Below are 8,902 nucleotides of genomic sequence, written 5' to 3'. Positions count from 1 at the left end.
GGCCCACTCGGCGGCAGCCGCCGATCGGGCGGGCGCCTGCCGCCCGCCGTTCCTCGGCCTGGTCGGCGCGGTTGCGCCCGGCGCGGTGGTGGGTGCGGGGTGCTCAGGTGGTTGTGAGGGTGTGGGCGATTTTTGTGATGGTCTGCGGGCCCACTCGGCAGCAGCCGCCGATCAGGCGGGCGCCTGCCGTTCGCCACTCGTCGACCTGGTCGGTGCGGAAGCCGGCGCGGCCGTCCCAGGCGTGGGCCGCGGCGTTCCAGGACTCTCCGCTGTTGGGGTAGGCGACGACCGGCTTGCCGGTGACCCGCGCGGCGATCCGGACCGCCCGGCCGACGTCCTGCGGGGCACAGCAGTTCACGCCGACCGCGATCACCTCGTCGGCGTCCGCGGCCGGGGCGAACGCCTCCGCCAGCGGCTGCCCGGCCCGGGTGCGGTCCCCGTCGACGGTGTACGACAGCCAGGCGGGCACGCCGAGCCCGCGCACCGCCCGCAGCAGGGCGGTCGCCTCATCGGCGTCCGGAACGGTCTCCAGGGCCAGCACATCCGGGGCGGCACCGGCCAGCACCTCCAGGCGCGCCCGGTGGAAGCGCTCCAGCTCCGCCACGCTCAGCCCGTACCGGCCCCGGTACTCGGAGCCGTCCGCGAGCATCGCGCCGTACGGCCCCGCCGACGCCGCCACCCACAGCGGACGCGTGATCCCCTCGGCGCGGGCGCGCCGCGCTGCGTCCCGGGCCAGCTCCACGCTGAGCGCGAGCAGCCGGGCCGCCTCCTTCCGGCCGATCCCACGCCGCGCGAAGCCCTCGAAGGTGGCCTGGTAGGAGGCGGTGATCGCCACGTTCGCGCCCGCCCTGAAGTAGGCGACGTGCGCCTCGGTGACCGCCCCCGGCCGCTCGGCCAGCAGTCGCGCCGACCACAGGGCGTCCCCCAGGTCGTGCCCCGCGGACTCCAACTGGTTGGACAGGCCGCCGTCGAGCACGACCGCTCCGGCGCGCAGCGCGTCGGCGAGCGGGGGTGTGCGGTCGCTGCTCATGCCCCGACGCTAGCCGATGCCGCACACGGGCCGGCAGCGGCGAACGGCACCGGTTCAGTTCACGTAGCGGCTCACGGTGTCCGGGTGGATGGTGAGGCGTACCTGGTCCGCGGCCAGGATCGCGGCGAGTGCGGCGGCGCGGGCCGGGTCGGTGAGGTCCCAGTAGCGGGCGGCCAGGCGGGCGCCCAGATCGTGGGCTCCGTCGCTCTCCACCGTGGTGCGGCCCGCGACCGACAGCCAGCGCTCGCGTTCGCCCACGGGGGCGGCGACGACGAGCGAGGCGCGGGGGTCGCGACGCAGCCGCCGCACTTTGACCGAGTCCGGGGCCGTGAACAACTGGATCGTCCCGTCGGCCGTGGCCTCGAACCACACCGGGCGGGGCTGTGGCGGAAGCGGCCCCGCGGCCACGGACAGGAAGCCGTGCAGGGGGCGTCGCAGGAATTCGAGGTCTTCGGGGGTCAGCGACCCGGCGTCGGTGCTCATCACAGTCCTTCCGGTGGTGAGGTGAAGGGTTCCGGGGCGGTCATCGCCGCCAGGCTCCCGCCGCCGCGGCCCGCACGACGTAGTCCTCGAAGGTCCGGGGCGCCCGTCCCAGCACGGTGGCGAGGTCATCCGTCGTAGCGGCCAGCAACCCGCGTTCCATCAGCACGAACATCTCGGCGACGTGCTGGGCGTCCTCCTCGCCCACCCCCTCCTCGACCAGCGTCGCCGCGTACTCGGCGGGGGAGATCCGCCGGTAGGTGAGGGACCGCCCGGCCGCCCGGGAGATCAGTTCGACCGCCTCGGCGAAGGTGAGCGCGCGCGGCCCGGTCAGCTCGTAGACCCGTCCGGCGTGCCGACCGGCCCCGGTCAGCACCGCGGCCGCGGCATCGGCGACGTCCTCGACGTCGATGAACGGCTCGGGAACCGCGTCGGCCGGGAGCGCCAGTTCCCCCGCGACCAGCGGGGCGTGGAAGACGTCCTCGTCGAAGTTCTGGGCGAAGTTCGACGGCCGCAGGACGGTCCACTCAAGCGCCGAGCCGCGCACGGCGTCCTCGGCCGACCGCATGTCACGACCGAACGGGGAGTCGCCCCAGGTGTCGGCGCCGTGCCCGGAGAGCAGCACCAGCCGCCGCACTCCGGCGGCCTCGGCCCTGGCCACGAACTCGTGCACCGGGCCCGGCACGCTCGGGGCCACCACATAGACGGCGGCGACACCCCGCAGGGCCGCGTCCCAGCCGCCGGGTTCGGACCAGTCGAACCGGGTCGGGCTCGACCGTGAGGCGGCACGCACCGGCGTGCCGCGCAGCCGCAACCGGGCGGCGACCCGTCGGCCGGTCTTGCCCGTCGCGCCGAGGACGAGAGTGGTGTCGTTGCTCATGACGCCGATTCAACCCGGCCGGATCGGACGATCCCATAGGTGAGAAGCCGGATCACCTGTGTATGCGTCTAACCTTGCTGAGGTGGATGTGTTCAGTGACCTGATCCGTGGGGTGCGCGCCCACGGCTCGTTGTTCGGCAGCTCTACCCTGTCCCCGCCCTGGGCGCTGCACTTCGTGGACGGCGCGCCGCTGACCCTGTGCACCGTGCTCACCGGGGCGGGCTGGATCGTGCCGGAACACGGCCCGCCCGAGCCGCTGCGCGCCCGCGAGACGATCGTCGTGCGCGGCCCCACGACGTTCACCTTCGTCGACGAGGTCGGCACCCGGGCCGAACCGGTCGCGTGCGGCGAGCACTGCGCGACGCCCGAGCAGGGCGGGACCCGGCACCGGCTCGGCTGGCACGACCCCGGCGGGGACACCGGTGCAGGACCCGGTGCGACGACCCTGATCGTCGGCGCCTATCCGGTGCGCGGCGAGATCAGCCGCCGGCTGCTGGACGCGCTGCCCGTCGTGCTGCGCCTGGACGCCGGGGGCACGGCCGACCCGGTGCTGGACCATGTCGCCGCCGAGGTCGCCGTCGACACACCGGGCCAGCAGGTCGTACTCGACCGGCTGCTGGACTGGATGCTGGTCTGCACGCTGCGGGAGTGGTTCGACCGGCCCGGCGGCGAGCCCCCGGCCTGGTGGGCCGCCCAGCGGGACCCGGTGGTCGGCGACGCGCTGCGGCTGCTGCACGCCGAACCGGCGGCTCCCTGGACGGTCACCGCGCTGGCCGAGCGCACCGGGGTGTCGCGTTCGACGCTGGCCAAGCGGTTCGCCGAGCTGGTCGGCGAACCGCCGCTGACCTATCTCACCCGCTGGCGCATGACGCTGGCGGCCGACCTGCTGGTCGAGCGGGAGGCCGCGACCGTCGCGGACATCGCCCGCACCGTGGGCTACTCCGACCCGTTCGGGTTCAGCGCGGCGTTCAAACGGGTCCGGGGCGTCAACCCGAGCGAGTTCCGACGCACCGCGGCCACCGCCTCCCCGGTGGCCGAGCGCGCCGCGCGGAGCTGACCGGCGCCGCATCGGGAGCGGCCGCCGTCAGCGGGCGAACTTCTCGACGGCCGCCGGGGTGACGGGGGTGAAGAAGTTGACGAGGTTGCCGTCGGGGTCGCGGAACAGCAGCGAGCGGTTGCCCCAGGGCATCGTGGTGGGCTCGGTGACGAAGTCGGTGACGACGTCGCCCAGGTTCCGGTACACGCGGTCCACGTCGTCGACGAGGAACTCGGTGATCACGCTGTGGTTGTCCGCCGGACGGGCCGAGCCCGGGGCGAACAGCGGCACGGTGCGGGTGCTCGCGATCGCGAGGGTGGCCCTCGGGGTCCTCAGTTCGGCGAAGTCCTCCGTGGCCCATGCCGCCCGCACCCCCGTGGCGCGTTCGTAGAAGGTGACGAGGCGCGCCACGTCGCCGGTGATGATGCGGATCGAGACGAAGTCCATGGTGATCTCCTCGGCTGATGAAGTCGTCGGTCCTCGCAGGCTAGGAGAAATAGGGGACAGAACCGGTCCGGTATCCGCGTTAGGGTGCGTCCATGCCCCGACCCACCGGCCGCGTGCTGACGCTCCTGGAACTGCTGCAGTCCGGCGGCACCCGGACGGTGGCCGAACTCGCCGATCGGCTCGGCGTCGACGGGCGCACCGTGCGGCGGTACGTGAACCAGCTGACCGAACTCGACGTGCCCGTGGAGTCGGTACGCGGCCGCTACGGCGGATACCGGCTCGCCCCCGGATACCGGCTGCCCCCGCTCATGCTCGGCGACGACGAGGCGCTGGCGGTGCTGCTCGGCCTGGTCGCCGGCCGCCGTGCAGGGCTGACGACGACGCAGCGCACGGCGAGCGAGACGGCGTCGGCCAAGATCCGGCGGGTGCTGCCCAAGCACCTGGCGCGCCGGCTCGACACGCTCCTGGAATCCCTCGACTTCACGGACCGGCCCGGCCCGGACACCGGCCCGGACGCCGGGGTCCTGCTCACCCTCGCCGACGCGGTGCGCCACCGCAGGCCGGTCTCGCTCAGATACACCGACGGCCACGGCCGGCGCACCGAGCGCACGTTGCACGCGTACGGCATCGTCGCCCATGCGGGCCGGTGGTACGTCACGGGCACGGACGCCGGGATCGGCGAGGAACGGACCTTCCGGCTCGATCGCATCGCGGACGCGCGAACCCTGCCCGGCTCGTTCGAGGCGCCCACGGGCCCCGGTCCCGCGCAGCGCATGCTGTCGGGCTTCGCCACGGCCGAGTACCGGCACGAGGTGACCCTGCGGATCCACGGCACGGTCGAGCAGATCCGCGCCCGCCTCCCCGCCGGCCTCGCACGCCTGGCGGAGGACGCGCCCGCGGCGGGCGAGGACCCGGCGGCCGAGCGCTGGCGGCGCGTCGAGCTGCGGGCGGAACACCTCGACTGGCTGCCGCCGGTGCTCGCCGCGCTCGACCGGCCGTTCGTCATCGAGCGCCCCGTCGAACTGCGCGACCTCGTCAGCGCGTTCGCCGACCGCCTGGCCTGCTACGCCCGCGGCGACGGCGGTCGGCCGCCACCCTGACCGGACCGGACGGCCGCCGACCAGATCCGTGCGGCACGGCGCATGTCGCCGGACCGGCATGCGGGTGCCGGGGCAGGCATGCGCGTGCCGGGGCCGGCATGCGGGTGCTGGGCCGATATTTCGGCCGGTGCCGAAGCGACACGGGGCTAGCGTCGGGCTTATGAGCGACATCGCACGGAACGCGACACGCAAGGCCGCGCAGGAGGCGGCACCGGCAAGCGCAGCGGCCCCGTCCTTCGCTGAGCTGCACCGTCGTCCGGGTGCGCCCCTGCTGCTGCCCAACGTCTGGGACCACGCCTCCGCCGCCGCCCTCGCCGCACGCGGGTTCCCGGCGATCGGCACGACGAGCCTCGGTGTCGCCGCGGCGGCCGGGCTGCCCGACGGCGCTGCGGCGACCCGTGACCACACCCTCCGGCTCGCCCTGACGCTCGGCACCGAGCCGTTCCTGCTCTCCATCGACGCGGAGGGCGGCTTCAGTGACGACCCCGACGAAGTGGCCGAGCTGGCACGGCAGTTGTGGGCCGTCGGGGCCGTCGGCATCAACCTGGAGGACGGCCTCGGACCCGTGGACCGGCACGCCGCGAAGATCACCGCCGTGAAGTCCGCCGCGCCCGGCCTCTTCGTCAACGCACGGACCGACACCTACTGGCTGGGCGACGGGCAGGGCACCCGAGAGCGGCTGGACGCCTACCAACGGGCGGGCGCGGACGGCGTGTTCGTGCCCGGTCTGAGCGACCCCGACGAGATCGCCGCCCTGGTACGGCACCTCGACGTCCCCCTGAACATCCTCTACTCGCCCACCGGACCCACCGTCCCCCACCTCACCGACCTGGGCGTACGCCGGATCAGCCTCGGTTCGCTGCTGTACCGCAGGGCGCTGGGCGCCGCCCTGGACGCCATGGCCGACATCGCGGGCGGACGCGCCCCGCGCGGCACGACCCCCTCCTACGACGACGTACAGGCGCTGGAACGGCGCCCGGGATGAGCCGTGCCGGCCCGGAGCGCGGGCGGGGACCGGGACGTTCAGGGGAGCAGGGAGAAGACGAAGGAGAACTCGGCCGGTCCGGGGTGCAGGTGGTACTGGGGTAGCGGGCCCGGGCCACAGGACTGGGAGCCGATGCCGTGCTGGCCGTGGTCGAGGTTGACCCACACCGTGTCGCCCGGCGTGAGGTCGCCGAGGTGCCGGGCGGCGTCCAGTTGCTCGGAGGTCCAGCGCCGGGCGGTGAACCAGAACTCCGGGTCGCCCTCGACGCGCAGGCCGCCGATCTCCGCCCAGCGGACGTCGGCCCGGGCGCCGTTCTCCTGCGGGCGCACATACGGCGTCTGCAGTTCGTCGACCGTGGACTCCCACCGGCCCGGCAGCGCCGCCGACCTGGTGTCCGGGTACGCCTCGCCGGGGCCGCCGCCGAACCAGCGCACCCGGTCGGCCGCGGACAGCCCGAGGCGGATGCCGAGCCGGGGCAGCGGCAGCGTCCAGTCGCCCTCCGGGGTCACCGACACCGTCAGCCCCAGCCGGTCACCGTCCGACGTCCAGCGGTACACCGTCGCCAGGCCGAGATCGCGGCCGGCCGGCGCCACCCGGGTGCGCACCGTCAGCGCGTCGCCCCCGGCCTCCACCGCGTCGATACGGTGCCGCACGCGGTGCAGGCCGAGCCGCCGCCACAGCAGCCCGTACCGGGCGTCGCTCTGCCAGGCCGCGCCGTCGTCGTTGTCGGTCGTCGCCCGCCACACGTCCAGCCGCAGACCGGTGACCGGCACCGCGCCGATCGCCGTGAGCGCGCCCGTGCGGGCGTCGAAGGCGGCCGGGCCGAGCGTGATCCGCCGCTCGTCGGCGACCGGCCGGGCGGTCGCCGCGACGGACGGCACCCGCCGCGCGGTGACCGGGAACCGGCCCCAGGCGACCACATGCCCGCGCGACCCCCACGGGGTGTCGGCGGCCAGCACCGCCCGTACCGTCCCCTGCGTCTCGCCGGGGCCGGCCGGGGGCGGTTGCGGAAGCTTCACCTCGGCCGACGCGCCGGGTGCCAGGGCCGGCACCGGCAGGGCGCCCGACTCGACCGTCTCGCCGTCCACCTGGTAGGCCCAGGTGAACGCGAACGCGGACAGATCGGCGAAGTCCTGCTTGTTGACGATGCGCACGGTGCCGGCCGCGCCGTCCCCGTCGATCCCGACCGGCTCGATCACCTTCTTGTACTCGATCAGCCCGGGGGAGGGCCGCCGGTCAGGGAACAGCAGCCCGTCGCAGACGAAGTTCCCGTCGTGCAGTTCCTCACCGAAGTCGCCGCCGTACGCGTAGCCGTGCCGCTCGTCCTCGATGCCGTGGTCGATCCACTCCCAGACGAAACCGCCCTGGAGCCGTTCGTACGACTCGAAGAGCCGCTGGTAGTCGGCGAGGCCGCCGGGGCCGTTGCCCATGGCGTGCGCGTACTCGCACTGGATGAAGGGGAGCCGGCGGCGCCGCCCGGTGCCGCCGTCCAGGCCCCGGCCGATCCGCTCCACCTCGGCGTGCGCGGCGTACATCCGGGAGTACACGTCCGTGTCACGGCAGGTGATGTCGCCCTCGTAGTGCACCAGCCGCGAGGAGTCCCGGCCGCGGATCCACTCGGCCATCGCGGTCAGGCCGCGGCCGGTGCCGGCCTCGTTGCCGAGGGACCAGATCACCACCGACGGGTGGTTCTTGTCGCGTTCGACCATCCGGGCGGCGCGGTCCAGCAGCGCCGGGGTCCAGCGGTCGTTGTCGACGGGGTTGTCCCGCCAGCCCTGCTCGGTGAAGCCGTGGGTCTCCAGGTCGCACTCGTCGATCACCCACAGGCCCAACTCGTCGCAGAGCGACAGGAACGCGGGGTGCGGCGGATAGTGCGAGGTGCGTACGGCGTTGATGTTGTGCCGCTTCATCAGCAGCACGTCCTCGCGCATGGTCTCCGGGTCCAGGGCGCGGCCCCGGCGCGGATGCCACTCGTGCCGGTTGACGCCCCTGAACAGGATCGGCGTGCCGTTCACCTTGATCAGCCCGTCGGCCAGTCGCACCGTGCGGAAGCCGATGCGCAGCGGCACCCGCTCGCCCTCGGTGGCCAGCACGCCGTCGTACAGCGTGGGTGTCTCCGCCGTCCACGGCCGCACCGGTACCGTCACCGGCTCGCCGGTCGCGACGTCGATGCCCAGGTCCGGCACGGTGACCCGGCCGGCCACGTCCGAGTCGACGCGCAGCGTGCCCGCGCCGGTGGTGTGGTCGTAGGAGGCGTGCACGAAGAAGTCGAGGACGGCGCCCGCCGGCCGGTGCAGCAGGGTGACGTCACGGAAGATGCCCGGCAGCCACCACTGGTCCTGGTCCTCCAGGTACGAGCCGGCCGACCACTGGTGGACCCGGACGGCCAGCACGTTGCCGCGGGGCCGCAGCAGATGCCCGACGGCGAACTCATGCGGCAGCCGGGAGCCCTTGAACTCGCCCAGGTCCGTGCCGTTCAGCCAGACGCGGGCGCAGGACTCCACGCCGTCGAACCGCAGCACGCAGCCGCCGTCGGCGACGTCGGGCCAGTCCCCGGGCAGGTCGAAGACGCGCAGGTGGTCGCCGGTCGGGTTCTCGGTGGGCACGTGCGGCGGGTCCACCGGGAACGGGTAGAGATGGTTGGTGTAGATCGGGGCGCCATGGCCCTGGAGGACCCAGTGGCCGGGCACCGAGACCTCCGCCCAGCCGCCGCAGTCGTAGCCGGGCTCGGCGAACGCGGCGTCCTCGGCATCGGCGGTCGGTGACAGACGGAAGCGCCACCTGCCGTTCAGGGAGAGGGAAGCGGCGTCGGAGGAGGCGTACCAGGCCCGGGGCGGCAGGGCCCCCGAGCCGGGCGAGACGTCCTCGACGTAGTCGGCGGTACGGAAAGACATCGGTCTCCTTGTCCGGCCCTCGGCGTTCGGCCCTTGCTGTTCGGCTCTGG

The 8,902-nt window shown here is 74.2% G+C and carries 8 protein-coding genes; 3 read left to right on the top strand and 5 right to left on the bottom strand.

All coding sequences use genetic code 11. From position 1 onward, the window contains the following. Positions 1–103: 103 nt before the first annotated feature. Genes mmuM through ACIRFL_RS26240 form a run of 3 tightly spaced genes read right to left on the bottom strand, consistent with a single transcriptional unit; the run spans position 104 to position 2,390 of the window. Complete coding sequence (mmuM, locus tag ACIRFL_RS26250; RefSeq protein ID WP_404032979.1) at positions 104–1,030, bottom strand: homocysteine S-methyltransferase; 927 nt, start codon at positions 1,028–1,030, stop codon at positions 104–106. A 54-nt stretch (positions 1,031–1,084) separates the two neighbouring features. Next, positions 1,085–1,513, bottom strand: a complete 429-nt coding sequence (locus ACIRFL_RS26245) for a pyridoxamine 5'-phosphate oxidase family protein (protein WP_404032977.1) — start codon at positions 1,511–1,513, stop codon at positions 1,085–1,087. Positions 1,514–1,553: 40 nt separating this feature from the next. Further along, on the bottom strand, positions 1,554–2,390 hold the full coding sequence (locus ACIRFL_RS26240) for an NAD(P)H-binding protein (protein ID WP_404032974.1): 837 nt from the start codon (positions 2,388–2,390) through the stop codon (positions 1,554–1,556). Positions 2,391–2,472: 82 nt separating this feature from the next. Here ACIRFL_RS26240 and ACIRFL_RS26235 point away from each other — a divergent pair, with 82 nt between their 5' ends. Then, positions 2,473–3,447 carry an AraC family transcriptional regulator gene (locus tag ACIRFL_RS26235; protein WP_404032971.1) on the top strand — a complete coding sequence of 325 codons (975 nt, stop codon included), beginning with the start codon at positions 2,473–2,475 and terminating at the stop codon, positions 3,445–3,447. Between the two features lie 27 nt (positions 3,448–3,474). On the opposite strand, the gene ACIRFL_RS26230 is transcribed toward ACIRFL_RS26235, so the two are convergent. Further along, complete coding sequence (locus tag ACIRFL_RS26230) at positions 3,475–3,873, bottom strand: VOC family protein (RefSeq protein WP_404032968.1); 399 nt, start codon at positions 3,871–3,873, stop codon at positions 3,475–3,477. A 92-nt stretch (positions 3,874–3,965) separates the two neighbouring features. On the opposite strand from ACIRFL_RS26230, the gene ACIRFL_RS26225 reads away from it, so the two are divergent. Both ACIRFL_RS26225 and ACIRFL_RS26220 read left to right on the top strand, forming a co-directional pair. Next, on the top strand, positions 3,966–4,973 hold the full coding sequence (locus ACIRFL_RS26225) for a helix-turn-helix transcriptional regulator (protein WP_404032965.1): 1,008 nt from the start codon (positions 3,966–3,968) through the stop codon (positions 4,971–4,973). Between the two features lie 160 nt (positions 4,974–5,133). Continuing rightward, complete coding sequence (locus tag ACIRFL_RS26220) at positions 5,134–5,958, top strand: isocitrate lyase/phosphoenolpyruvate mutase family protein (RefSeq protein ID WP_404032962.1); 825 nt, start codon at positions 5,134–5,136, stop codon at positions 5,956–5,958. Positions 5,959–5,996: 38 nt separating this feature from the next. Here the strand turns inward: ACIRFL_RS26220 and ACIRFL_RS26215 are convergent, their stop codons facing one another. After that, positions 5,997–8,852 carry a glycoside hydrolase family 2 TIM barrel-domain containing protein gene (locus tag ACIRFL_RS26215; protein WP_404032959.1) on the bottom strand — a complete coding sequence of 952 codons (2,856 nt, stop codon included), beginning with the start codon at positions 8,850–8,852 and terminating at the stop codon, positions 5,997–5,999. Between the last annotated feature and the right edge of the window lie 50 nt (positions 8,853–8,902).

Source organism: Streptomyces sp. NPDC102462 (assembly GCF_044765425.1).
Lineage (GTDB): Bacteria > Actinomycetota > Actinomycetes > Streptomycetales > Streptomycetaceae > Streptomyces.
The sequence above is the reverse complement of the archived record's forward strand: the minus strand, read 5'-3'. Positions and strand labels throughout refer to the sequence as shown.

Coding starts and splice junctions, on each gene's coding strand:
- ACIRFL_RS26245 (WP_404032977.1), bottom strand. CDS start 1,513: ATGAGCACCGACGCCGGGTCGCTGACCCCCGAAGACCTCGAATTCCTG.
- ACIRFL_RS26220 (WP_404032962.1), top strand. CDS start 5,134: ATGAGCGACATCGCACGGAACGCGACACGCAAGGCCGCGCAGGAGGCG.
- ACIRFL_RS26230 (WP_404032968.1), bottom strand. CDS start 3,873: ATGGACTTCGTCTCGATCCGCATCATCACCGGCGACGTGGCGCGCCTC.
- mmuM (WP_404032979.1), bottom strand. CDS start 1,030: ATGAGCAGCGACCGCACACCCCCGCTCGCCGACGCGCTGCGCGCCGGA.
- ACIRFL_RS26225 (WP_404032965.1), top strand. CDS start 3,966: ATGCCCCGACCCACCGGCCGCGTGCTGACGCTCCTGGAACTGCTGCAG.
- ACIRFL_RS26215 (WP_404032959.1), bottom strand. CDS start 8,852: ATGTCTTTCCGTACCGCCGACTACGTCGAGGACGTCTCGCCCGGCTCG.
- ACIRFL_RS26240 (WP_404032974.1), bottom strand. CDS start 2,390: ATGAGCAACGACACCACTCTCGTCCTCGGCGCGACGGGCAAGACCGGC.